Origin of the sequence: Amycolatopsis sp. GM8, assembly GCF_021653975.1 — a bacterium.
Taxonomy (GTDB): domain Bacteria; phylum Actinomycetota; class Actinomycetes; order Mycobacteriales; family Pseudonocardiaceae; genus Amycolatopsis_E.
On record NZ_JAJKFK010000002.1, the window covers coordinates 936,139 to 958,548 of the forward strand.

The 22,410-nt window shown below is 69.5% G+C and carries 27 protein-coding genes; 13 read left to right on the top strand and 14 right to left on the bottom strand.

Annotated elements, in window-relative coordinates; all coding sequences use genetic code 11:
• Nucleotides 1-6: 6 nt before the first annotated feature.
• The 3 genes from LOZ83_RS11995 to LOZ83_RS12005 form a co-directional block, all read right to left on the bottom strand.
• Nucleotides 7-414 carry a DUF3151 domain-containing protein gene (locus LOZ83_RS11995; RefSeq protein WP_236790525.1) on the bottom strand — a complete coding sequence of 136 codons (408 nt, stop codon included), beginning with the start codon at nucleotides 412-414 and terminating at the stop codon, nucleotides 7-9.
• 162 nt (nucleotides 415-576) lie between these two features.
• Entirely contained in the window at nucleotides 577-1,608 is a 1,032-nt protein-coding gene (gene fbaA, locus LOZ83_RS12000; protein ID WP_236790526.1) for a class II fructose-bisphosphate aldolase, read from the bottom strand.
• Nucleotides 1,609-1,673: 65 nt separating this feature from the next.
• The gene (locus LOZ83_RS12005) at nucleotides 1,674-2,501 is read right to left on the bottom strand and encodes an LLM class F420-dependent oxidoreductase (protein WP_236790527.1); all 828 of its coding nucleotides are present in this window, start codon (nucleotides 2,499-2,501) and stop codon (nucleotides 1,674-1,676) included.
• A gap of 51 nt (nucleotides 2,502-2,552) precedes the next feature.
• Between LOZ83_RS12005 and LOZ83_RS12010 the strand changes: the two genes are divergently transcribed.
• On the top strand, nucleotides 2,553-3,485 hold the full coding sequence (locus tag LOZ83_RS12010; RefSeq protein ID WP_236790528.1) for an aldo/keto reductase: 933 nt from the start codon (nucleotides 2,553-2,555) through the stop codon (nucleotides 3,483-3,485).
• A 51-nt stretch (nucleotides 3,486-3,536) separates the two neighbouring features.
• Nucleotides 3,537-4,415 (top strand): SDR family oxidoreductase, encoded by an 879-nt coding sequence (locus LOZ83_RS12015; RefSeq protein WP_236790529.1) that lies wholly within the window; start codon nucleotides 3,537-3,539, stop codon nucleotides 4,413-4,415.
• Here LOZ83_RS12015 and LOZ83_RS12020 read toward each other — a convergent pair.
• Genes LOZ83_RS12020 through LOZ83_RS12030 form a run of 3 tightly spaced genes read right to left on the bottom strand, consistent with a single transcriptional unit; the run spans nucleotide 4,412 to nucleotide 5,318 of the window.
• Nucleotides 4,412-4,720 (bottom strand): hypothetical protein, encoded by a 309-nt coding sequence (locus tag LOZ83_RS12020; RefSeq protein ID WP_236790530.1) that lies wholly within the window; start codon nucleotides 4,718-4,720, stop codon nucleotides 4,412-4,414. The genes LOZ83_RS12015 and LOZ83_RS12020 overlap by 4 nt on opposite strands.
• Complete coding sequence (locus LOZ83_RS12025; RefSeq protein WP_236790531.1) at nucleotides 4,717-4,989, bottom strand: hypothetical protein; 273 nt, start codon at nucleotides 4,987-4,989, stop codon at nucleotides 4,717-4,719. The genes LOZ83_RS12020 and LOZ83_RS12025 overlap by 4 nt, the downstream gene beginning before the upstream one ends.
• A 53-nt stretch (nucleotides 4,990-5,042) precedes the next feature.
• On the bottom strand, nucleotides 5,043-5,318 hold the full coding sequence (locus tag LOZ83_RS12030) for a YciI family protein (RefSeq protein ID WP_236790532.1): 276 nt from the start codon (nucleotides 5,316-5,318) through the stop codon (nucleotides 5,043-5,045).
• A gap of 141 nt (nucleotides 5,319-5,459) precedes the next feature.
• Here LOZ83_RS12030 and LOZ83_RS12035 point away from each other — a divergent pair, with 141 nt between their 5' ends.
• From LOZ83_RS12035 to LOZ83_RS12055, 5 genes are all read left to right on the top strand, one after another.
• Nucleotides 5,460-6,032 carry a SigE family RNA polymerase sigma factor gene (locus LOZ83_RS12035; RefSeq protein ID WP_236790786.1) on the top strand — a complete coding sequence of 191 codons (573 nt, stop codon included), beginning with the start codon at nucleotides 5,460-5,462 and terminating at the stop codon, nucleotides 6,030-6,032.
• A gap of 52 nt (nucleotides 6,033-6,084) precedes the next feature.
• Nucleotides 6,085-7,209 carry an N-acetylglucosamine-6-phosphate deacetylase gene (gene nagA / locus LOZ83_RS12040; protein WP_236790787.1) on the top strand — a complete coding sequence of 375 codons (1,125 nt, stop codon included), beginning with the start codon at nucleotides 6,085-6,087 and terminating at the stop codon, nucleotides 7,207-7,209.
• A 57-nt stretch (nucleotides 7,210-7,266) separates the two neighbouring features.
• Entirely contained in the window at nucleotides 7,267-7,578 is a 312-nt protein-coding gene (locus LOZ83_RS12045; RefSeq protein WP_236790533.1) for a hypothetical protein, read from the top strand.
• A gap of 135 nt (nucleotides 7,579-7,713) precedes the next feature.
• Complete coding sequence (locus LOZ83_RS12050; RefSeq protein WP_236790534.1) at nucleotides 7,714-8,415, top strand: DedA family protein; 702 nt, start codon at nucleotides 7,714-7,716, stop codon at nucleotides 8,413-8,415.
• 12 nt (nucleotides 8,416-8,427) lie between these two features.
• Nucleotides 8,428-9,333, top strand: coding sequence for a LysR family transcriptional regulator (locus LOZ83_RS12055; protein ID WP_236790535.1), 906 nt, complete (start codon nucleotides 8,428-8,430; stop codon nucleotides 9,331-9,333).
• Nucleotides 9,334-9,517: 184 nt separating this feature from the next.
• On the opposite strand, the gene LOZ83_RS12060 is transcribed toward LOZ83_RS12055, so the two are convergent.
• Both LOZ83_RS12060 and LOZ83_RS12065 read right to left on the bottom strand, forming a co-directional pair.
• On the bottom strand, nucleotides 9,518-10,909 hold the full coding sequence (locus LOZ83_RS12060) for an FAD-binding oxidoreductase (protein ID WP_236790536.1): 1,392 nt from the start codon (nucleotides 10,907-10,909) through the stop codon (nucleotides 9,518-9,520).
• Between the two features lie 54 nt (nucleotides 10,910-10,963).
• A complete protein-coding gene (locus LOZ83_RS12065; protein ID WP_236790537.1) occupies nucleotides 10,964-11,389 on the bottom strand; it encodes a PPOX class F420-dependent oxidoreductase in 426 nt (141 codons plus the stop codon).
• Nucleotides 11,390-11,622: 233 nt separating this feature from the next.
• Here LOZ83_RS12065 and LOZ83_RS12070 point away from each other — a divergent pair, with 233 nt between their 5' ends.
• The 5 genes from LOZ83_RS12070 (at nucleotide 11,623) to LOZ83_RS12090 (ending at nucleotide 16,810) form a co-directional block, all read left to right on the top strand.
• The gene (locus LOZ83_RS12070) at nucleotides 11,623-12,147 is read left to right on the top strand and encodes a MarR family winged helix-turn-helix transcriptional regulator (protein WP_236790538.1); all 525 of its coding nucleotides are present in this window, start codon (nucleotides 11,623-11,625) and stop codon (nucleotides 12,145-12,147) included.
• A gap of 4 nt (nucleotides 12,148-12,151) precedes the next feature.
• Nucleotides 12,152-14,761 (top strand): MFS transporter, encoded by a 2,610-nt coding sequence (locus LOZ83_RS12075; protein ID WP_236790539.1) that lies wholly within the window; start codon nucleotides 12,152-12,154, stop codon nucleotides 14,759-14,761.
• On the top strand, nucleotides 14,758-15,582 hold the full coding sequence (locus LOZ83_RS12080) for a YceI family protein (RefSeq protein ID WP_236790540.1): 825 nt from the start codon (nucleotides 14,758-14,760) through the stop codon (nucleotides 15,580-15,582). Before LOZ83_RS12075 ends, LOZ83_RS12080 begins: the two co-directional genes overlap by 4 nt.
• Nucleotides 15,583-15,675: 93 nt before the next feature.
• The gene (locus LOZ83_RS12085) at nucleotides 15,676-16,371 is read left to right on the top strand and encodes a DedA family protein (RefSeq protein WP_236790541.1); all 696 of its coding nucleotides are present in this window, start codon (nucleotides 15,676-15,678) and stop codon (nucleotides 16,369-16,371) included.
• Between the two features lie 97 nt (nucleotides 16,372-16,468).
• Entirely contained in the window at nucleotides 16,469-16,810 is a 342-nt protein-coding gene (locus tag LOZ83_RS12090) for a VOC family protein (protein WP_236790542.1), read from the top strand.
• A 29-nt stretch (nucleotides 16,811-16,839) separates the two neighbouring features.
• Here the strand turns inward: LOZ83_RS12090 and LOZ83_RS12095 are convergent, their stop codons facing one another.
• The 3 genes from LOZ83_RS12095 to LOZ83_RS12105 form a co-directional block, all read right to left on the bottom strand.
• Nucleotides 16,840-17,253 carry a VOC family protein gene (locus LOZ83_RS12095; protein ID WP_236790543.1) on the bottom strand — a complete coding sequence of 138 codons (414 nt, stop codon included), beginning with the start codon at nucleotides 17,251-17,253 and terminating at the stop codon, nucleotides 16,840-16,842.
• Nucleotides 17,254-17,384: 131 nt separating this feature from the next.
• Complete coding sequence (locus LOZ83_RS12100; protein ID WP_236790544.1) at nucleotides 17,385-18,020, bottom strand: nucleoside/nucleotide kinase family protein; 636 nt, start codon at nucleotides 18,018-18,020, stop codon at nucleotides 17,385-17,387.
• Complete coding sequence (locus LOZ83_RS12105; RefSeq protein WP_236790545.1) at nucleotides 18,017-18,850, bottom strand: PfkB family carbohydrate kinase; 834 nt, start codon at nucleotides 18,848-18,850, stop codon at nucleotides 18,017-18,019. The genes LOZ83_RS12100 and LOZ83_RS12105 overlap by 4 nt, the downstream gene beginning before the upstream one ends.
• 114 nt (nucleotides 18,851-18,964) lie before the next feature.
• Between LOZ83_RS12105 and LOZ83_RS12110 the strand changes: the two genes are divergently transcribed.
• On the top strand, nucleotides 18,965-19,987 hold the full coding sequence (locus tag LOZ83_RS12110) for a LacI family DNA-binding transcriptional regulator (RefSeq protein ID WP_374202651.1): 1,023 nt from the start codon (nucleotides 18,965-18,967) through the stop codon (nucleotides 19,985-19,987).
• A 325-nt stretch (nucleotides 19,988-20,312) separates the two neighbouring features.
• On the opposite strand, the gene LOZ83_RS12115 is transcribed toward LOZ83_RS12110, so the two are convergent.
• The 3 genes from LOZ83_RS12115 to LOZ83_RS12125 are packed head-to-tail and all read right to left on the bottom strand — an operon-like array spanning nucleotide 20,313 to nucleotide 22,389.
• On the bottom strand, nucleotides 20,313-21,332 hold the full coding sequence (locus tag LOZ83_RS12115) for a glycoside hydrolase family 76 protein (protein WP_236790547.1): 1,020 nt from the start codon (nucleotides 21,330-21,332) through the stop codon (nucleotides 20,313-20,315).
• Complete coding sequence (locus LOZ83_RS12120) at nucleotides 21,332-21,985, bottom strand: TrmH family RNA methyltransferase (RefSeq protein ID WP_236790548.1); 654 nt, start codon at nucleotides 21,983-21,985, stop codon at nucleotides 21,332-21,334. The genes LOZ83_RS12115 and LOZ83_RS12120 overlap by 1 nt, the downstream gene beginning before the upstream one ends.
• Nucleotides 21,986-21,999: 14 nt before the next feature.
• Nucleotides 22,000-22,389, bottom strand: coding sequence for a DUF2784 domain-containing protein (locus tag LOZ83_RS12125; RefSeq protein WP_236790549.1), 390 nt, complete (start codon nucleotides 22,387-22,389; stop codon nucleotides 22,000-22,002).
• Nucleotides 22,390-22,410 lie beyond the last annotated feature (21 nt).

The following is a 22,410-nucleotide window of genomic DNA, read 5'->3' on the forward strand; positions in this document are numbered from 1 at the left end:
ACCGGTTTACTTCAGCCCGGTCGCCTCGGCGGCGGCCGGGTCGGAGTCCGCGATGAACGTGCGGCAGCGCTCGTACTCCTCGGTCTCGCCGATGCGCTCGGCCGCCTTGCCGAGGACGGCGAGGGCGCGCAGGAAACCCTGGTTCGGCCGGTGGTTCCACGGCACCGGGCCGAAGCCCTTCCAGCCGGACCGGCGCAGCTGGTCGAGGCCACGGTGGTAACCGGTGCGCGCGTAGGCGTACGCGGCGACGATCTCGCCCGACTCCAGCGCGCGCTCCCCGAGCGCGGCCCAGGCCTCGCTGAAGTCCGGATGCTCGGCGGCGACCTCGGCGGGATCGGTTCCCGCGTCGAGCGCGGCCTGCGCGTCGGGACGGTCGGGCAGCTTCGTCGGCTCGGGGCCCAGCAGGTTGGTCATGGCCTCAATCCTGCCCCTGTCAGAAGACCAGGCTCGCGACGACCCCGCTGCCGAGCAGCACAAGGCAAGCGACCAGGACGGCGGCGACCACACGTTTGGGCATCACGGGCCGACACGATGCCCGGCCCGTGATGCCATGGCAAGTACACCCGCGGGTGAACCTCAGCCGAGCTTCGTGCCCGCGGACTTGAGCGCCTGCGCGGCCTGGACGACCCGCTCGGCCATCGACGTCTCGGCCTTCTTGAGGTAGCTGCGCGGGTCGTAGGTCTTCTTGTTGCCGACCTCGCCGTCGATCTTCAGCACCCCGTCGTAGTTCTTGAAGAAGTGGTCCGCGATCGGGCGGGAGAACGCGTACTGCGTGTCGGTGTCGACGTTCATCTTCACCACGCCGTACGACACCGCCTCCTCGATCTCCTCCGGCAGCGAGCCGGAACCGCCGTGGAACACCAGCTCGAACGGCTTCGAACCGGCGGCGAGGCCCAGCTTCTGCGACGCGATCTCCTGGCCGCGCTTGAGCACGTCCGGGCGCAGCTTGACCGCGCCCGGCTTGTACGCGCCGTGCACGTTGCCGAACGTCGCGGCCAGCAGGTAGCGGCCCTTCTCGCCGGAACCCAGCGCGTCCAGGGTCTTCAGGAAGTCGCCCTCGGCGGTGTACAGCTTCTCGTTGATCTCGTTCGCGACGCCGTCCTCCTCGCCGCCCACGACACCGATCTCGACCTCGAGGATGATCTTCGCCGCGGCCGCCCGCTCCAGCAGGTCCGCCGCGATCTTCAGGTTCTCGTCGAGGTCGATCGCCGAGCCGTCCCACATGTGCGACTGGAACAGCGGGTTGCCGCCGGCGTTCACCCGCTCCTGCGAGATCGCGATCAGCGGGTTGACGTACCCGTCCAGCTTGTCCTTCGGGCAGTGGTCGGTGTGCAGCGCGACGTTGACCGGGTACTTCGCCGCGACCACGTGCGCGAACTCGGCCAGCGCGGTCGCGCCCGTCACCATGTCCTTGACATGCGTGCCGGACGCGAATTCCGCGCCGCCGGTGGACACCTGGATGATGCCGTCGCTCTCCGCGTCGGCGAACCCCTTCAGTGCCGCGTTGAGGGATTCCGACGAGGTGACGTTGATGGCCGGGTAGGCGAACTCGCCTCCCTTGGCCCGGTCGAGCATCTCGGCATAGACCTCGGGGGTGGCGATAGGCATCTTCGGGTCCTCCTAGCGGTGGTTCGCCTTGTTGCCCGAATCGTACGAGGTCCGCCGTGACGGCACTATGAGAGCAGGGCCTGCGCCACAGCCCGGTAGCCGGGCAGCGGGTCGTCGGCGAGTACCTGGACCGCGACCTGGTCGGCACCGGCGTCGAGATGTTCGGCCAGCCGGGCGGCGATGGCGTCCGCGGTGCCCCAGGCGACCACGGCGTCGATGAGCCGGTCGCTGCCGCCGTTCGCGAAGTCCTCGTCGGTGAAGCCGAGGCGCCGCCAGTTGCTGACGTAGTTGACCAGGTTCAGGTACGGCTTCTGGACCTTGGGCCGCCCGACGGCACGCGCCTTCTCGGGATCGGTCTCCAGCACGATCTTGTGCTCGGGCACGAGCAGCTTGCCCGCGCCGAGGATTTCGCGTGCCTGCCTGGTGTGCTCGGGGGTGGTCAGGTACGGATGCGTGCCCGCCGCCTGGTCCGCGGACAGCTTGAGCGCCTTGGGGCCCAGCGCGGCGAGTACCCGCTCGTCCACCGGCACGCCGGCGGCGTCCAGTTCACCGAGGTACTCGACCATCTTGTCGAAGGGCTTCTGGTACTCCTTGACCGCTTCCGGGTGGCCGATGCCGACGCCGAGCAGGAACCGGCCGGGGTGCTTGCCGACGATCCGGTGGTAGGACTCGGCAACCGGGGCCGCGTCGTCCTTCCACATGTTGACGATGCCGGTGGCGACCACGATGTGGTCGGTCGCGTCGAGGATCCGGTCCACGTCGGGGAGGCCCGCGTCGGGTGAGCCGCCGAGCCAGATCGTGCCGTAGCCGAGGGTTTCCACCTCCCGCGCGAGCTCGTCGCTGATTTGACTGGGGTGCCGCCAGATGCCGAGTTTGCCGAGTGCGTTCACCATGCCTCGCACAACCCTTGTGGTGGTACGGGCATTCCGGGATACGTTAAGGCCATGAAGATCGGTGACAGCGAGTTGGACGTGTACGGCCTCAACCTCGGTGGCAACGTGTTCGGCTGGACGGCCGACGAGCAGCAGTCGTTCGCCGTACTGGACGCGTACGCCGCGGCGGGCGGCAATTTCATCGACACCGCGGACAGTTACTTCCATCGTGCCCCCGGCAATTCCGGTGGCGAGTCCGAAACGATCATCGGGAACTGGCTCGCCAAGCGCGGCGGCCGGCGTGACGACGTCGTCATCGCGACGAAGGTCGGCAGCTGGCCGGCGCGACCCGGCGTGAGCGCGAAGAACATCCGCGAGGCGGCCGACGATTCCTTGCGGCGCCTGCAAACCGACCACATCGACCTCTACTACGCGCATCGGGACGTCGCGGACGTACCGCTCGAAGAGACCCTCGGCGCCTTCGACGAACTGGTGCGCGCGGGCAAGGTCCGGTACATCGGCGCGTCCAACTACACCGCGGAGCGACTGGCCGAGGCACTGTCCATTTCGGACCGTGAGGGGCTCGCCCGGTACGTCGCGCTGCAGCCGCACTACAACCTGGTCGAGCGTGCCTACGAGACGGACGTGCTGCCGCTCGTGCAGCGCGAAGGACTGTCGACGCTGCCGTATTTCGCGCTGGCCAAGGGTTTTCTGACCGGCAAGTACCGGTCCCGCGAGACGGATTCCGGTAGCCCGCGCAACGAGGGCGCGATCGCGTACCTGGACCACCGGGGCGAGCGGGTGCTGGAGGTGCTCGACGACATCTCGGCCGCGCACAAGACCTCGCTCGCGTCCGTCGCGCTCGCCTGGCTCGCTTCGCGGCCGACCGTCGCCGCGCCGATCGCGAGTGCCCGGAACGCCGAGCAGTTGGCCGATCTGCTGGCGTCGGTCGAGCTGACGCTCACCGACGCGGAGATCGCGAGCCTCGACGAGGCGTCGTCCTAGTCATCTACTCGGGAGTAGCTTACTCGCGGTAGGTTGAGGTACCGTTCGGCCATGGCCAACGTCAACGGCAAGGTCGTGCTCATCACCGGCGCTGCTCGCGGCATCGGGGCCGGGCTGGCGGAAAGGCTCGCCGCCCGCGGTGCGAAAGTGGCGCTCGTCGGGCTGGAAGCCGAGGAGCAGCAGCGGGTCGCGGACCGGATCGGGCCGTCGGCGCGCGCCTGGGAAGCCGACGTCACCGACTGGGACGCGCTGGAGAAGGCGACCGCGGGCGTGGTCGGGCACTTCGGCGGGATCGACATCGTCATCGCCAACGCCGGCATCGCCACGACGGGGTTCGTCCGGTCCATCGACCGCGCGGCCTTCGAGAAGGTGCTGGAGGTCGACCTGCTCGGCGTGTGGCGCACGTTCCGGGTGACGCTGCCGCACGTGATCGAGCGCAAGGGCTACCTGCTGGCGATCTCGTCACTCGCCGCGATCGCGCACGTGCCGGGCATGGCGAACTACTGCGCGGCGAAGGCGGGCGTCGAGGCGTTCTGCAACAGCCTGCGGGGCGAGGTCGCGCACCTGGGTGTGAAGGTCGGCGTCGCGCATCCGACGTGGATCAAGACCGACCTGGTGGACAGCGCGGACGCGCACCCGGTGTTCGGCAAGCTGCGCGGCGGGATGCCCGGCCTGCTCGGCAAGACCTACCCGCTGGACGTCGCGCTCGACCTCATCGAGGTGGGCGTGCTGAAGCGGGCGCGGACGATCCACGTGCCGCGCTGGGTACGGGCGCTGAAGCTGGTCCGTTCGTTCCTGCCGCCGATCATCGAGATCGGCGCCCGCTTCCAGGTCCCGGCGGCGGACCGGGACGCGCTCGCGGACATCGAAGCGCGCGGCTCCCGCGAAGCCGCTGTCGTCGGCCACGGCGGGAAGGCCGCGACCCGCTAGGGATGCGGTCCTATGGTCACAATGGTGATCTCACCGTCCTGCGGTCCGTAGAACCACCAGATGCGCCATGCCGACGGTGTCTTGTTCTCGACATATGACTCCCACAGGGTCACCCCACCTGGCCCTGGAATCGACCTGTAATCGTGCGAATGCGGACCGGGATGCCGCGGCCCCGCTTGTTCGAGGAGTCGAAGTGCTTTACGAACCTTCCGGAACTTCGTCGCAAACTGCTGCTTCGACCGCAGGTCGATGAGAATTTTCTCGGCTTCAGGCTGGTAGAGGAGCGTGAAGGGGGGCGCGCTCACTCGTCGTCGACACCCTCGTCGTCTTCGGCGGTCACCCACGGCAACGGGCGCCCCTTGCCTTCGGCTGCTTCCGCGAGCCCACGGAACAGCGAAGCACGCAATTCTGCGTTCTCCCAGACCAACAGTTCGCGCTTGGGGATGCTGGCCAGAGGGGTAAGCAAGATCGCGCCCTCGGCATTCACCGACACGGCATAGCGATCGTCCTTGTGTGCCCCGGCCTTGCCCACCGCGACCCGAGCACGCTCATCAGCCGTCACCGATGGGGTCATGCCGCTCACCTCGCTGCGCGCGGACGTGGACCCAACAACCCAGCCGCGACCCGCTAGCGCACCCAGGCGCCGAGTAGCGGCCGGTACTCCCGCGCGTTGCGCTCGGCCAGCGCGCCTTCGAGGTGGTAGGGATCCGAGTCGAGGATCTTCTCCAGCGCGTCGGCGTCCTCGGCCTGCATCAGGATCACGGCACCTGAGTCGTCGGCGAGCGGGCCCGCGACGGCCACGGTGCCGTCGGCGGCCAGCCGCTGCAGCCAATCCCGGTGCCGCGGCCGGACATCCTGATATTTTTCCGGCACGTACCGGGTTTCCACCAGAAACCAGGCCACAGCCACCTCCGCACGCTCGAACCTCTGCCCGCACGCTACCCGCTCGCGACTATGGCGCCGCCCAGCAACCCGATACGCTGGGTGCGCGTGGAAGCAGTTGTGGGGAACGCACGGACGAGGGCCGAGGACGGGCAGGATTACATGCCGGAAGGCAGCGCGGAGCGTAGCGTCGAACGCACGCTCGGGCATTTGCGCACCATCGACGGGCTCGAGCCGGCCCCGGCACAGCCCGCCGCGCCACTGACCCTCGAGGACCTCTACCGCACCCACCGCATGCGCCTGGTCCGGCTGGCGATCCTGCTGGTCGACGAGCCGGCCACCGCGGAGGACGTCGTGCAGGAAGCGTTCACCGGGCTGTACCGCAACTGGAGCAGGCTGCGCGACGCGCAGGCCGCCGTCGGCTACCTGCGTACCGCTGTGGTCAACGGCTCACGCAGCGTGCTGCGCCGCCGCAAGACCGCGCGCGAGTACGTGCCGCCGCACGCGGTCAACGCCCGTTCGGCGGAGAGTCTCGCGATGCTGTCCAACGAGCACCAGGCCGTGGTCAGCGCCCTGTCGAAGCTCCCGCCGCGGCAGCGGGAAGTACTCGTGCTGCGCTACTACGGAGGACTTTCGGAGGCCGAGATCTCCGAGGCGGCGGGCATCTCGAAGGGTACCGTCAAGTCCACCGCCAGCCGTGCCCTGGAGTCCCTCCAGAAGGCGATGAGCGGCTGAAATTGCGAGGCATGGTTTAGACCAATATATGCTGGAGTACGTGACGGATTTCGTGCTGACCGGCGGCCGACTTGCGCTACCCGAAGGACTCGTCGACGACGGCTGGCTGGCCGTGTCCGGCGAGCGGATCTCGGGCATCGGCACCGGCACCCCACCGCCCGGTGACCAGGTAGAACTCGGCGGGAAGCTGGTCGTGCCCGGCTTCATCGACACGCACTGCCACGGTGGTGGTGGCGGCTCGTTCTCCAGCGGCGAGTCCAAGGAACTGCTCCGCGCGATCGCCGCGCACCGGCGCCACGGCACCACCACGATGCTGGCGAGCCTCGTGTCCGAGCCGATCCGGGCGCTGGTGGACCAGCTGGCCGCGCTCCGCGAACTGGTCGACGAGGGCGAACTCGCCGGCGTGCATCTGGAGGGCCCGTTCATCGCCGAAGCCCGTTGTGGCGCGCACGATCCCGCGGTGCTGCTCGAACCCGACACCGCGTCCGTCGACGCGCTGTTGCGGGCCGGGCACGGCACGGTGCGCATGGTGACGCTGGCGCCGGAGCTGACCGGCGGCGTCCGCGCGGTCCGGCAGCTGACCGAGTCCGGCGTGATCGCGGCCATCGGGCACACCGACGGCACCGAGGAGCAGATCCGCCCCGCGATCGACGCGGGCGCGACCGTCGGCACCCACCTGTTCAACGGCATGCGCCCCCTGCACCACCGCGAGCCGGGCCCGATCGGCGCGCTGCTGGACGACGAACGCATCACCATCGAGCTGATCTCCGACTTCGTGCACGTCCACCCGACCGTGCTGCGGGTGGCCGCGCGGTACGCCGGCCGGGGGCGGACGGTGCTGATCACCGACGCGATGTCGGCCACCGACGCCGCCGACGGCCGGTACCAGCTGGGCCGGCTCGAGGTGGACGTCCGCGACGGGGTCGCGACGCTCGCCGACACCGGGTCGCTCGCGGGCAGCACGCTGACCATGGACGTCGCGTTCCGCAACCTCGTGCGCGGCGCCGGCCTGACCATCCCCGACGCGGTGCGCGCGACCTCCGGCCGTCCCGCGGAGCTGCTCGGCATCGACGACCGCACGGGCTCCCTGGAATCCGGCCTGGCGGCGGACCTCGTGCTGCTCGACGACGATCTTCGCCTGGTGAAGGTCCTGCGCGGCGGTGAGTGGGTCAGCTGAGGCCGCGCCGGCCGCCCTCGACGGACATGTTCCGCGCGGCTCGCTAACCTCAGAGAGGTGAGCGAGCTTCAGGAGCCGGAACGCCTGCTTTCCGAGGCGTTGCGCGCACAGGCGCGGAGTGCCCCACCGGGCACCGCGTCGCAGCCCGCGCCCGCCACCAGCCTGCCGCCCCAGTACGGCCTGCTGTCGGGCACCGGTGACGGCGCGCTCGCCCGGGAGAGCGCCGCGCTCGAACCGCCCACGATCCGCCGTCCCGCGATCGCCGCGAAACTGCCGTCCGGACCGCTGCCCACGCACTGGATCCTGCTGCTCGCGGTGCTGCTCGGACTCGCGACCGGCGCCGTGATCGGTCTCATCACGCTGCTCTGAGAGATTCTTGAAAGCGGCGGAGCCGCTTGCGGTGGGCAAGCAGCTCGCACCGCTACCCGCGCCGCCACGCAAAGTGCTCCCAACAGTTCTTGGCCCGCAGAAACAACCCAGGGTCACCCTGTACCGTTTCATGGTGTGTACCTCGCCGAGACGACGACCACACTCGCCCTGATGCCGAACTGGCTCAACCCGGAGTACCTGCTGACACAGTTCGGCGGGTACGTGATCCTCGGGCTGTGCCTGGTCATCTTCATCGAGAGCAGCATTTTCCCGGTGCTGCCGGGCGATTCGCTGCTGTTCACGGCCGGGCTTTTCGTGGCGCAGGGCTCGATCCACACCCCGCTCTGGCTGGTGTGCCTCGCGGTGAGCGTCGCGGCGCTGCTCGGCAACGCGGTCGGGTACTTCATCGGCTACAAGGCGGGCCCGGCGCTGTTCAAACGGCCGGATTCGCGCTTCTTCAAACAGGAGTACGTCGACAAGACGCACGCGTTCCTGGAGAAGCACGGCCCGAAGGCCGTTGTGCTGGCCCGGTTCGTGCCGTTCGTGCGCACGTTCATCACGTGGATCGCGGGCGTCGGCCGGATGGACCCCAAGCGGTACTTCACCTACACGATCATCGGCGGCATCCTGTGGGCCGGTGGGATCACCGCGCTCGGTCACCTGCTCGGCAACATCTCGTTCATCAAGAACAACATCGAGGCGATCTTCATCCTGATCGTGCTCGTGTCGGTGGTGCCGCTGATCGTCGAATGGGCCCGCAACCGCCGCGAGCGCAAGAACGTCCCGGCCGAGGCCGACGCCGAGGTCACCCAGCAGATCCCGCGGATCGACCACTGACGCGGTTGCGTCATGACCGAGACGCCTGAGGCACCGGCACCTCCCGCGGATCTGGATCTGCGCCTGGTGCGGTACTTCACGGTCGTCGCCGAGCACCGGCACTTCGGCCGTGCGGCCGAGGTTCTGCGCGTCGGACAGCCGTCGCTGAGTCGGCAGATCCGCCGCCTCGAACAGCAGCTGGGGGCGAGACTGCTCGATCGCACCCCGCAGGGCACCCGGCTCACCGAGGCCGGCGAGGTGTTCCTCCCGCACGCCAAGGCTTTGCTGCGGTCAGCCGCCCAGTCCGTGGCACAGACCCGCGCAGCCGCCGAGCCCAGCCGGATCGTCATCGGCTGCCTGGTGAACATCATCGTCACCCCGGCCGTGCGCGACCTGCGGCGCCACCACCCGGACGCCGACGTGCGGACCATGCACCTGCTCTGGGACGAACGGCGCGAGGCCCTGATCGACGGCCGCGTGGACGCGGTCGTCGCCCGGCTGCCGTTCAGCATCGAAGGACTGCACGTCACGGTCCTCTACGACGAGCCGCGGGTCCTGCTGATACCGGTCGAGCACCGCCTGGCCGGCAAGGAGTCCATCACCCTCGACGACATCGCCGACGAGCCCATGCCGCAGTCGTTCGACCAGGAATGGGACGCCTTCTGGCGGATCGACCCGCGTCCCGACGGGCGCCGGGTCCCCGCCGGGCCGACGCTGCGCGTCACCGAGGACAAGTTCGAGATCATCGCGAGCGGCGAGGCCGTGGCGATCATCCCGGCCAGCGCCCGCGTCGGCGCCCTGCGGCCGGACCTCACCACGGTCCCGATCGAGGGCATCGACCCGTGTCACGTCGTACTCGCGACCCGGGCCGACGACCGCAGCCGCCTCGTCGCGGCCTTCCGCAAATCCGCGCAGGCGCTGATGACCGGACCGCACTAGGTCAGGCTTCCCTGCCAGGAGCCCGAATCGGCAGTCCGACCGACGCGGCGCAAGCCAGCGATCGCCAATCCGCCTGCGCATCGGCCCGGTCGGCGTGGCGGACCGCAGCGCCACGTCCGATCAGTGTGGATACCGGTCTCGGCTGACCGTCTTCGCCGTTCTTCATCCGGCCAACTCCGTGCTACTAGGTCATCGAGAACATCGAGCCCGGGTTGAACAGGTTCTCCGGGTCGAGGGCCTGCTTGATCTGCCGGTGCACCCGCATGCCCACCGGACCGATCTCGCGCTCGAGCCATTCCTTCTTGATCTTCCCGACCCCGTGCTCGCCGGTCACCGTGCCGCCGAGTGACAGTCCGACGGCCAGGATGTCGTCGAAAGCCTTGCGGGCGCGGGAAAACTCGTCCTCGGAGTCGGGCGCGTAGACGATCGTCGGGTGCATGTTCCCGTCACCGGCATGCCCGACGACCGCGATCCGCAGGCCGACCTCCTCGCTGATCCGCTCGCACGCCTGGATCAGTTCGGCGATCCGGGTCCGCGGCACGGACACGTCGTCGGTCAGCCAGACGCCGTATTCCTCCAGCGCGGTCAGCACGACCCGCCGGGCCTGCAGCAACATCCGGCCCTCGGCCAGGTCGTCGGTTGCGTACGCCATGCTGGCGCCGCAGTCGACGCAGATCTGTTCCAGTGCGGCCAGTTCCCGCCGGGCCGCCTCGCCGCCGGAATCCGACTGGCACAGCAGCAGCGCCTGGCAGTCCGACCCGGCACCGAGATCGGTCTTGAGGTAGTGCTCGGCCGCCTTGATCGAGCTGGCGTCCATGATCTCCATCAGCGACGGCACGAGTCCCTCGCGCACGACGCGGGCCACGGCCTCGCCGGCCTTTTCCGTGTGGTCGAACCCGGCGACGAGCGTTCCCGGCGCCTGCGGCAGCGGGCGCAGCGCGACGGTCGCCTGCGTGATCACGCCGAGCGTGCCCTCGCTGCCGATGAACAGCTTGGTCAGGTCGTACCCGGCCACGCCCTTCACGGTGCGCCGGCCGGTCTTGAGCAGCGAGCCGTCCGCGAGCACGATTTCCAGTCCCAGCACGGCATCCGTGGTGACGCCGTACTTCACGCAGCACAGCCCACCGGCGTTCGTGGACAGGTTGCCGCCGATGGTGCACCAGTCGTAGCTCGACGGGTCGGGCGGATAGAACAGACCGTGCTTCTCCACCGCGTTGCGGAAATCGAGGTTGACGACGCCCGGCTGGACGACGGCGAGCCGGTTGCCCGGGTCGATCTCGAGCACCTGGTCGAACTTGGTCATCACGAGCATCACGCAGCCGTCGATGGCGTTCGCGGCGCCGGACAGGCCGCTGCCGGCGCCGCGCGGGACGATCGGCACCTTCGCCGCGGCGCAGGCCCGCACGATCGCTTGCACCGCTTCGACATCGGCAGGCTTCACCACCGCCAGCGGCCGCCCGGACGGAGCCAGCGGCATCATGTCGCGCGAGTAGCTGTCGATGACGTCGGGATCGGTGAGGACGGCGTCCTTACCGGCCGCTTCCTGGAGCTTTGTCAGCAGTGCGTCGGTGCCCATCCGCCTATCGTAGGTCCGTCTACTCCGCAGTGCGGAAGAATTCTTCCGGGAATTTCAGCGGGCCATGCCGATGATCCGCTCGACCGGGATCCGCAGCACGAGGCGCTTGTCGGCGATCATCGCCGCCCGGTACTCGTTCCAGTCCGGGTGCTCGCCCGACGCCCTGCGGTAGTAGTCGACGAGCGCCTCGACGGTGTCGTCGTGCGGGTCCTGCGCGACGGGTGAGAGTTCGGCGGTGCCTTCGACGACGGCGTAGGACCAGCCGTCGGTGCTCGACACGTGGTAGGTGGCGCGCGGGTCCCGGCGCAGGTTCCGCGTCTTCGCGCGGCCGTCGGTGATCGACACGATGATCTTGTTGGTGCCGGCGTCGTAGAGGTGGGTCACGTTGGACAGCTGCGGGCGCCCGTCGCGCTTGATGGTCGCCAGGACGCCGAACGGGCGCTCGGCGAGGAGCTTGGTCAGGGCTGCGTGGTCGGTCATGCCCGAGATTGTCGTACCCCGTGCCTAAGGTCGGCCATATGTACGGGGAGTAAACGGTACGAACCGGACAGAGTACCTCAGAGTAATTCAGTTGCCTTCGGCAACTAAAGTGTTCTCTGACACATGAGGAACTATTTGACTGGCGCAACTAACCAGTCTGGGTGCATCCTTGCTTAAGGCAACTAGTTGCAGCGGCCAATTATGCGGTCGATTCAAGCGGGCGAAGAGAGTTGATGACCATGGACACGGCCACGCGCGAGGCGGTCTTCACGGCTGCCGAGCTCGACGTCGCCGACGAACTCGGTGTACAGCTGGTCCGTTTCGTCCGCGCGATCCACAAGGCCAAAGCCCAGGTCGCGAAGCAGGGACCGGACGGGATCGAACGCGCCGCGTACGCGATCCTGTTCCACCTGATCCACGACGGCCCGCAGCGCACCAGCAAGCTCGCCGAAGCGCTGCACGCCGAGATCTCCACGATCAGCAGGCAGAGCAGTTCGCTGGTACAGCACGGCCTGATCGAGCGCCAGGCCGACCCCGAGGACGGCCGCGCCTGCCTGCTCGCACCCACCACCGAGGGGCTTCGGGTCTTCGAGGAGAACCGCAGGCAACGCAACCAATGGCTGGCCGAGGTACTGGCCGACTGGCCGGAGGAGGACCGGCAGACGCTGAACAACCTGCTGGCCCGGCTCAACTCCGGCATCGAGACAAGCATTCCGCAGATCGCCGACCAGGTGTCGGCCCAGGCAAAGGGGGCCTGAACGCATGACGAGTTCCACCAGACAACCCGCGGCACCGGCAGGGGGAGCCGTGGCGGTGGACGAGGGCCCGCGGCTGTCGCACCGGCAGATCATGACCGTGCTCTCCGGTCTCCTGCTGGGCATGTTCCTCGCCGCGCTCGACCAGAACATCGTCAGCGTGGCGATCGTCAAGATCGCGAACGACCTGAACGGGTTCAGCGAGCAGGCGTGGGCGACCACCGCGTACCTGATCACCGCGACCATCGCGACGCCGCTGTACGGCAAGCTTTCCGACATCTACGGCCGCAAGCCGTTCTACCTCACGGCGATCGCGCTGTTCGTGATCGGCTCGGCCGCCTGTACGTTCGCCACCTCGATGTACGAGCTGGCCGCGTTCCGCGCGTTCCAGGGTCTCGGCGCCGGTGGCCTGATGTCGCTGGCCATGACGATCATCGGTGACATCGTGCCGCCGCGTCAGCGCGTGAAGTACCAGGGCTACTTCATGATGGTCTTCGGTTCGGCGACCGTCCTCGGCCCGGTGCTCGGTGGCTTCTTCTCCGGCCTGTCGACCCTCGGTGGCCTGCACGGCTGGCGCTGGGTCTTCCTGATCAACGTGCCGATCGGCATCGTCGCGCTGTTCGTCGTGGCCAGGGTGCTCAACGTGCCGCACACGAAGCAGCCACAGCGCATCGACTGGTTCGGCGCGCTCGCGCTCGCGGTGGCCGTCATCCCGTTGTTGCTGGTCGCCGAGCAGGGCCGAAGCTGGGGCTGGGGCTCCACGAACTCGGTGATCTCCTACGCGGTCGCGGCGTTCGGCGTGATCCTGTTCATCTTCATCGAGTACGTCATGAAGGACGCGGCGCTGATCCCGTTGCGGCTGTTCAAGAACTCGACGTTCAGCGTGGTCATCGTCGGCGGCACGATCGTCGGTGTCGCGATGTTCGGTGCCATCACCATGGTCCCGCAGTACTTCCAGGTGGTCCGCGGTTACTCGCCCACCAAGTCGGGTCTGCTGTTGCTGCCGCTGGTGCTGGGCATCATGGTCGGTTCGCAGCTGTCCGGCCGGATCACCGCCAAGACCGGGCGCTACAAGATCCTGCCCGTCGTCGGCACGTTCGTGATCGCGGTGGGCGCGCTGCTCTACGCGCAGGTGCACTACGACAGCCCGCTCTGGCAGCCGCTGGTCTACGCGCTGATCATCGGTGCCGGTCTCGGTGGCTGTATGCAGACGCTGATCATCGCCGCGCAGAACGCCGGCCCGCGCAGTGACATGGGTGTGTCCACCGCGTCGGCGACGTTCTTCCGCCAGATGGGCGGCACGCTGGGTGTCGCCGTGTTCCTGACGATCCTGTTCAACCTGCTGCCGACCAAGATCTCGGACGCGTTCGGCGGTCACCTGCCGCCCACGTTCAACGCCGGTGCGCTGACCGAGCTGCAGTCGAACACGAGCGGTCTGCAGAGCCTGCCGGAGGCCGTGAAGGTGCCGGTGCTGACCGGGTTCACGAACTCCATGCACGGCGTGTTCTACGTGGCATCGGCTGTCGCCCTGCTCGCCTGCGTCGTGCTGATGTTCATGAAGGAGATCCCGCTGGGCGGGTTCGGCGGTGCGCAGGCCAAGCCGGCCGGCGGCGAGCCCACCCCGGAGGCCGCGACCGCGGCGACCGTGGACGAGGAGACCTGGGCGGACGCCGACGCGGCGTTCGACGCCGACGACCGCGAACCCGCGCTCGTCGGAGGCCGGCATTCGGTGCCGAGCGAGACCAACGGGCACGGCAAGTACGAGCTGGCGGCGCAGACCGCGCCGTTCGCCACGGCGACCGCCGGGATGAGCAGCCCGGTCGACACCGACGGCCAGCCGATCAGCGGGCGGATCTGCCGGCAGGACGGCTCTTCGGTACTCGGTGCGGCGCTGACCCTGATCGACCAGCGCGGCCGCCAGGTCGCGCGGGCCACCGCGGGCGGCGACGGTGCCTACACCATCACCGCGCCCGGCGCGGGCACGTACGTGCTGATCGTCTCGGCGAGCGGCCACCAGCCGCAGGCCTCCAGCGTCGCCGTCGGGCAGGGCCCGGCGCGGCTGGACGTGACGCTGGTCGGCTCGGGTGAGCTGAGCGGCACCGTCCGGGTCGCGGGCAACGGCACGCCGTTCGCCGGCGCGACGGTCACCCTGACCGACTCGCGCGGTGAGGTCACCGGCGCGTCGATCACCACGGCGGACGGCCTGTACGTCTTCCACGGGGTTGGTGCCGGCACGTACACGCTGGTCGCGAGCGCGGAGCGGATGCGCCCGGTCGCGGACATGCTGACCGTGCCCGACAGCGGCGTGCTGCGGCACGATCTGGAGCTGTCGTCGGCGGTCATGCTCGCCGGCACGGCCCGCACGGACGGCGACCGCGTGGTCCCGGACGCGCGTATCACGGTGCTCGACGCGCACGGCAACGTGGCGGCGGTCGCCAGGACCGACAACGAGGGCAAGTACGTGGTCAGCGACCTGCCGGAGGGCGACTACACCGTCGTCGCCAGCGGGTACCCGCCGGTCACGAGCCAGGTCAACCTGCCGGGTGGGGAGGCTCTGCACGACGTCCGCCTCGGTTACGAGCAGGTGATCGACGAGTTCGGCGGCGAGCAGGCATGACGACGGGGTTGCACGCGCGGATCCAGACGGCCGAGGGCTGGGCGGTCGAGGGCACGGTGCTGACCGTGACCGACCTGACCGGCCAGCAGGTCGCCCGCGCGGTGTCGGACGCGAAGGGGGCGGTGGAGACCAACCCACTGCCCCCGGGCATCTACACCGCAGTGCTCACCGCGGCCGGGTACAACCCGGTGGCCCGCACGGCGCAGATCGGCTCGGACGGCACCGGCTCGCTCGGGGAGATCCCGCTGCAGCCGGTGGCCGGCTCGGTCGAGCTGCCGCCGGCGGGGCCGTGGACGATCGACCCGATGCACTCGACGGTCGTCGCCACGGCCCGGCATCTGGGCATCGCGAGCATCCGGGCCCGGTTCAGCGACGTCAGCGGCCGGATCGTGGTCGGCAGGCCGGTGGAGCGGTCGTTGGTGCAGGCCGAGATCAAGGCGGCCGGCCTCGACAGTGGCATCAAGATGCGCGACGACCACCTGCGTTCGCCGGATTTCCTGGACGTCGACGCGTTCCCGACGATCAGTTTCGAGAGCACCGGGCTGCGCCAGCGCGGCGCGGACAAGTGGGCCATGGCGGGTCACCTGACCCTGCACGGCGAGCGGCGCGAGGTCGAGCTGGACCTGACCTACGGTGGCTGGGGCCCGGACCCGTGGGGCGGCGTGCGCGCCGCGTTCCACGCCGAGACCCAGTTGCACCGGAACGACTTCGCGATCAACTACAACGCGATGGTCCGGGCCGGGGTCGCCGCGGTCGGTACCACGGTGAAGATCGAAATCGACATCGAGGCCATTCAGGGCGAGTCGCTGCCACAGATGTGAACACCCGTTCGAGGGTCCCTGAATTACTCCTGGAAGAAGCAATTACACCCTTCGGCTGACCGCGCTTCGCGTCGGCCACGTACCCTTTGGCGGGTGAGTATCGACTTCGCCGCCTCATCAGGCCTCGGTGTGAGCTGGCTGGACACCGCGGGTCCGGTGCTGGTCTGGGTTATCGTGCTCAGTTTCGTGTTCATGGAATGCGCACTGATCATCGGCCTGTTCCTGCCGGGTGACTCGCTGTTGTTCGCCGCCGGAGTGGTGCTCGCTTCGCACGGTGCGGACGCCAACGCGTGGTTGCTGTCGCTCGCCGCGCTGGTGGTCGCCGTGGTGGGCAACCAGGTCGGCTACTACATCGGCAGACACACCGGCACCAGGTTGATCGCCCGCCGGGGTGGGCGCGTGCTCAACCGCGCCAACCTCGAGCGGGCTCGGGAGTTCCTGGACCGCAAGGGTTTCTTCGCGATCGTCGCCGCGCGGTGGATCCCGTGGGTGCGCACGCTCGCCCCGCTCATCGCGGGCGCGGCGCGGATGGACCCGCGGCGGTTCCTGTTCGCGACCAGCCTCGGCGGTCTGCTGTGGGTGCCGACGCTGGTGCTGCTCGGCTACTACGGCGCCGGTCTGCTGGACGTCATCCCGTGGGTGAAGACGGTCCTGGTGTGGCTTTCGGTCGTGTTCTTCGTCGGCGGCACCGGGTACGGCATCGTGCGCTACCGCCAGGAGATGCGCCGCCCCGTCGACGACGACGGCCGCGAAGGCAACTCGGACTCGGAACTGCGCGAAGCCGCCTGACCGGTCAGGAATCGAGAAGCGGCCGCTATCGGTGCCGACCTAGCCTCGGTTTCAGCAGTCGGGCGAACCGCGCCGACGTGACATCGAGGAGCACCCCATGGCCGAGCAGCCCACCACCGTCCTGTACCCCGTCCGTGACCTGGCCAAGACGAAAGCCCTGTTCAAGGCCCTGCTCGGGGTCGAACCGGCGTCCGACGAGCCCTACTACGTCAGCTTCGAGGCTGGCGGGCGGCACATCGGGCTCGTGCCGAACGGGCACGACCAGGGCATGACCGGCCCGGTCCTCTACTGGCCGGTGGACGACATCAAGAGCACCATGCAGGCGCTCGTCGACGCGGGCGCCCAGATCCAGCAGGACATCAGGAACGTCGGCGGCAGCCGGATGGTCGCCACGGTGACCGACGCCGACGGCAACCCGGTCGGCCTGATGCAGGACTGACCCGCGGGCCGCGATCCGGGGTCCGCGGGTCAGGACTCCGGATCGGCCCAGACTTCGAGCTGGATCCCGTCCGGATCGCGGAACACCACGACCGCCGAGCCGGGCAGGGTGCGGGAGGCCTTCGCGGGGCTGTGCGTCACGCCGTACTCCGCCAGGCGGCTCTCCCACTCCTTCAGCTCCACGTACGAATCCACCGTGAACGCGACATGGTCGAGGCCCGCGCGCCGCTCGTCGAAGTCACCGAGCTCGGTGTCCGGATGCTGCACCAGCAGGACCGCGAACGTGTCGGTCCGCCCGCGCAGCACCACCTTCCGGATCCCGGTCTCCGCGTCCTCACGCCGGGCGACCTCCTTCAGGTCCAGCACGCGCTCGTACCACGGGACGCTGCGATCCACGTCCGTCACCGTGAGCGCGAGGTGATGCACGCCGGTCAGCGTGGACATACGGCAGCCGTCCTTTCCTGTACCCCACCGGCCAGGCTACCGACGCGCGCGAGCGGTAAACGCTTTCTCCAGAATCTGTGGACAACTCGGCGAATTGCCCACAGTCTGTGGACAACTCGCGGTGTCGTGTGTCAGATCGCGAAATTCGCCAGCGGCAGGTTCTCCACCACGAGATCCGCGCGCACCGCGCTCGGCAGGATCAGGTCCGCGTTCCGCTGGTCGCTGCCCAGGGCCCGCTGCTGCGCCTCGACGAGCGACCGGCCGTACCGGCGGTGCCGCGTGACCAGCCGTTCGATGCGGTCGCGCTCGTCGGGCGCGAGGAACCAGGCCTCATCGAGCAGGCCGCGCGCCGCGGCCCACGGTTCGCTGTCCAGCAACAGGTAGTTCCCCTCGGTGATCACGAGCGGCACGTCCGGCGGCACCGGCACGGCGCCCGCGATCGGTTCCTCGATCTCACGGCGGAATTCCGGCGCGTACACGGTTTCGCGCGCGGCGCTGATCCGGCTCAGCAGGTGCACGTACCCGTGCGCGTCGAACGTGTCCGGCGCGCCCTTGCGTTCGGCCCGGCCGAGCCGCCGCAGCTCCACCTGCGCGAGGTGGAACCCGTCCATCCCGACCACTGTCGCCCGGTTCCCGAGCGCGTCCGCCAGGTTCCAAGCGAGCGTGGTCTTGCCCGACGCCGGCGCCCCGGCAATGCCGAGCAGGGTCCGGCCGCCCCGCGCCACCAGCGTTTCCGCCCGCGCGAGCAGTTCGTCGAACGACGTCATCGCACTCCCATCTTCCGCACCCACGTCCGCGGGCCGGCGTACCGCACCCGCTCCGCGGCCACTTCGTTCGCATACCGGATCAGGTCCGGCAGCTCGAATTTCCCGACGCCGTAGGCGAGCGCGCCGTGCCAGACGTCGCCCGCGCCCAGGGTGTCCCGCGCCTCGACGGACGGCACCGGCACCTCGCCCGCGGCCGACGCCGTCCGCCAGCGCACCGGCGCCGGGCCCGCCGTCGTGATCACCACGGGCACCCCGCGGTCGAGCAGGTCCGGCCCCGGCGCGCGGAAATGCGCGGAGCAGGCGGCGATGTCGACCAGCGGCAGCAGCTCGTCGAGTACGGGCTTCCAGCTACCCGCGTCGAGCACGACCGGAATTTTCCGCGAGCGCGCCCAACGTGCGGTGCCCAGCGCCAGGTCCGGATGATGCCCGTCCACCAGGACCGCGCTCACGTCATCCGTTTCCCAGGGCGCGCCGACGACCGGGGGACTGACCGCCGCGTTGCGTGACACGACCGTGCGCTCGCCGTCGCGATCCCGCACCGCGACGGCACTCAACGCCGGTGAGTCCACAAAGGACGGTGCGATGTCGATGAAGTCCACGCCGCACGACGAAAGGTCCGCGCGGGCGAGGTCAGCCAGCGGATGTGAACCCAGCACCGTCAGCAACCGGGCCCGGCCCCCGAGCGCGGCGACCGTCGCCGCGGCATTGGTGGCGGGACCGCCCGCCGCCACGTCCACCGAAAGCGACTGCACCTTCTCGCCGGGCGCGGGTAGTTCCGCCACCCGCTGCACCACGTCGACCGTGCACAACCCGGCGAGCAGGACGGTCATGACTGGCCTGCCTCCCATCGCTGCTCGGACCCCGTTGTGCTGCCCGGACCGTAGAGATCTCTATGCTGATCTCGCAAGCGTTTGCGCAAACGCTTGCCGCACAGGGTCAAGGGAGTGACGGTGCCTCAGCAGAAAACGGCCAGGCCTACCCAGCGGGATATCGCGGAGCTGGCCGGGGTGTCGATCACGACCGTCTCGCACGTGGTGAACGGGACGCGCGCGGTGGCGCCGGAGACGAAAGCGGCGGTGCTCGCGGCGGTCGAGAAGACCGGCTACACCGGCGACGCGATCGCCCGTTCGCTGGTCACCGGCGGTACCCGCTCGATCGGCGTCGCGATCTCCCTGCTGGCCAACCCGTATTTCGCGGCGCTGATGCAGGCAGTTGAGCGCGAGGCCGCTTCGGCGGGGTACACGGTGTTGCTCGCTGACACCCACGACACGGTCGCCACTGAGCAGGACACCGTACGCACGCTTCGCTCGCGTCGCGTCGAAGGGCTGTTGCTGACGCCCGCGCCGGGCGACGGCCCGGTGATCAACGAGTTGGTGTCGCTGGGCGTCCCGGTGGTGCTGGTGGATCGGCTGACCACGCGCACGGATGTCGACCAGGTCGGCGCGGAGAACATCCAGTCGACGTCCGCGCTGACCGAGCACCTGGCCTCGCTGGGGCACCGGCGGATCGGGCTGGTCAGCGGTGCGCCGGGGTTGAGCACGAGCGAGGAGCGCACGCTCGGCTACCGGCTCGGGCTCGGCCGCGGCGGGTTGTCGTGGAGCCCGGAGCTCGTGGTGACGGGGCATTCGTCGAAGGACGGCGGCGCGGCCGCGTTGCGGGAGTTGATGGAGTTGTCGGAACCGCCGACCGGTCTCGTGGTCGCGAACGACGCGATGATGGTCGGCGTACTGCACGAGGCGCGTCGGCGAGGCCTGCGCGTCGGGCGGGAGTTCGCGGTCGCCGGTTACGACGACGCCGAATGGGCCGATCTCGTGGACCCGCCGCTGACCACGATGGCCCAGCCGACCGAGGAGATCGGCCGCCAGGCCGTGCGCCTGCTGCTGGCCCGGATCACGAACCCGGACCGCCCGGCCGAAACCGTCCGCCTCCCGCCCCACCTCATGCACCGCCACTCCTGCGGCTGCTGACCCCCCCGCACCACCGCCCACCTCCCCCTCGCCACGCCCACTCACCGCCGCCACGGGCCAACCCACCGCGCCCACGGGCCAACCCACCGACGCCACCGGCCAACACGCCGACGCCACCGGCCAACACGCCAACGCAGCCGGCAAACTCACCGACGCAGCGGGCAAACACGCCGGTGGGCGGGCGGCGCCCGGCGTGTTGGCCTGTGGTGCGCGCGTGTTGGCCGCTCGCGCGGGTGAGTTTGCTTGCTGCGCGGGCGAGTCGGACGCTCAGGATGTCGAGTTCGACATTCGCGACGTCGAGTTCGACGTTCGCGGCGCGCGGGGATCAGAGGGTGGCGGCGGCTTCGAGGAGCATCCAGGCGCCGAGCTGGACGGACAGGTCGCGGGAATCCTTGTCCGGCGCGGGTTTCGCCCAGTCCGAGCTGAACTGCGGGCCGCCGGGGGCGTCGGTCGCGCCCTCCCACGCGGCGCGCGCCGAGGTCAGCACGAGATCGCGGGCCGTGCCGGACTCGGGTGCGGGCAACCGGTTCGCCGCCAGCGCGAGATAGCGCGCCAGGATCCCCGCGAACAACCCACCGTCCCCGCCGCCTTGCCCGACCAGCACCCCACCAGGGGCGCAGTGTGCGGCAACCGCGCGCACCGTCCGCGCGGCAGCGTCCATTTCGGACAGTTCGAGGCAGGCGCCGAGGAAAACCCCTTGGCAGTAGGTGTAAATCAGCTTCACGAACTCGCCGCTGTCCACGCGCAGCCCGTCCCACACGAGGCCCGTCGACGGATCGATGAGCGTCGAATCCAGCCACGAGAACAGTTCCCGCGCGCGCTCGGTCTCGCCGACGCGGGCGTGCAGGATCGCGGCCGGCCCGTTGGACGGCGCGTTCTTGAACCGGTCGTTCTTGCCCCCGCCCGCCAGCCCACCACCACCCTCAACGGACACCCTTCGGGCGGCTTTCCTCCAATAAATCCCCCCGCCGCCCTCGGGCGTCCACGCGCCGCGCAACTCGGCGAGGATCGGCTCGACATCACGGCCCGCGCGCCGCATCGCGAGGCCGAGCCAGGCCATGTCGTCGTAGTACCGGTTGGTCCAGCCGAAGTTGCGCAACCGGACCGTCGCGATGAACCGGTCGATCCTCGCTTCCCGCGCGGCGGAAGGATCGCGCAGCTGGGCGTCGATCAGGCAGTCCAGCAGATGCGCCTGCCACCAGTAGTTCCAGCGCAGGTACAGCCGGTTGTTGACGCTCGGCGGCCAGCCACTGCGGCCCAGCAGCGTGCCGGGCAGCCCCCAGACCCGGCGCAGATGCCGGATCGTGATCGCGCGTTCCGCCGCCGCGGCCCACTCGCCGTACATCACCACGCCTCGGCAAGGTCCGCGTGCTGCCGGATCCACGCGTGCATCACGATCCCGGCCGCGACCCCGGCGTTGATCGAGCGGGTGGTGCCGAACTGCGCGATCGACACGACGAGCGCCGCCGACTCCTGCGCCTCGGCGGACAAACCCGGCCCTTCCTGCCCGAACAGGAGCACGCATTCCCGGGGCAGCCGCGCCGTTTCGACGGGCCGGGCGCCGGGGGTGTTGTCGACCGCGACGATCGCCAGCCCCCGCTCGCCCGCGAACCCCGCCAGCGCGGCGACATCCACGTGGTGTTCGAGATGCTGGTACCGGTCGGTCACCATCGCGCCGCGCCGGTTCCAGCGCCGCCGCCCGACGATGTGCACCGCCGCCGCCGCGAACGCGTTCGCCGTGCGGACCACCGTGCCGATGTTGTGGTCGTGCTGGAAGTTCTCGATGGCCACATGGAAAGGATGCCGCCGGCGGTCGACGTCCGCGACGATCGCCTCACGCCGCCAGTAGCGGTAGGCGTCGACGACGTTGCGGCGGTCGCCCTCGGCCAGCAGTTCCGGGTCGTAGCGGGGATCGGCCGGCCACTTGCCCGGCCACGGGCCCACCCCGACCTCTTCGCGCGCCGTCCACTCGGTCGGCCCCGTCTCGTCCAGCTCCACCCCGCGATTTTCGCTCAGGCCTGGCGCATGCGATGCGTCGGTGCGTGGTCGCGGTGCCGGTAGCGGATCCACGCGCCGACGTAGGAGAACACCACGATCGCGATCGCGACCACCCCGACCAGCGGCAACATCGACCGCGGGAACACCGTGCCGTAGATGTAGTACGCGTTGAACCCGCCGGGCAGCGGGCCGAGCCCCTGCTGGCTACGGAAGAAGTCTTCGAGCGCGGTCAGCGGGCAGGGGATGGGGAACACATTCACCGCAATGCCCCAGAACGCGAAGAAGATGTGCACGAAAATGCTCTTGGGCCACCGCCACGCGAGAAAGCCGCCGAGGCCGATATACAGCAAAGCGAGCACATGGATACCGACCGTGATGTCTGCCAGTACTCTCCACGCCGACACCTGTGACCTCCCCCTTTGACG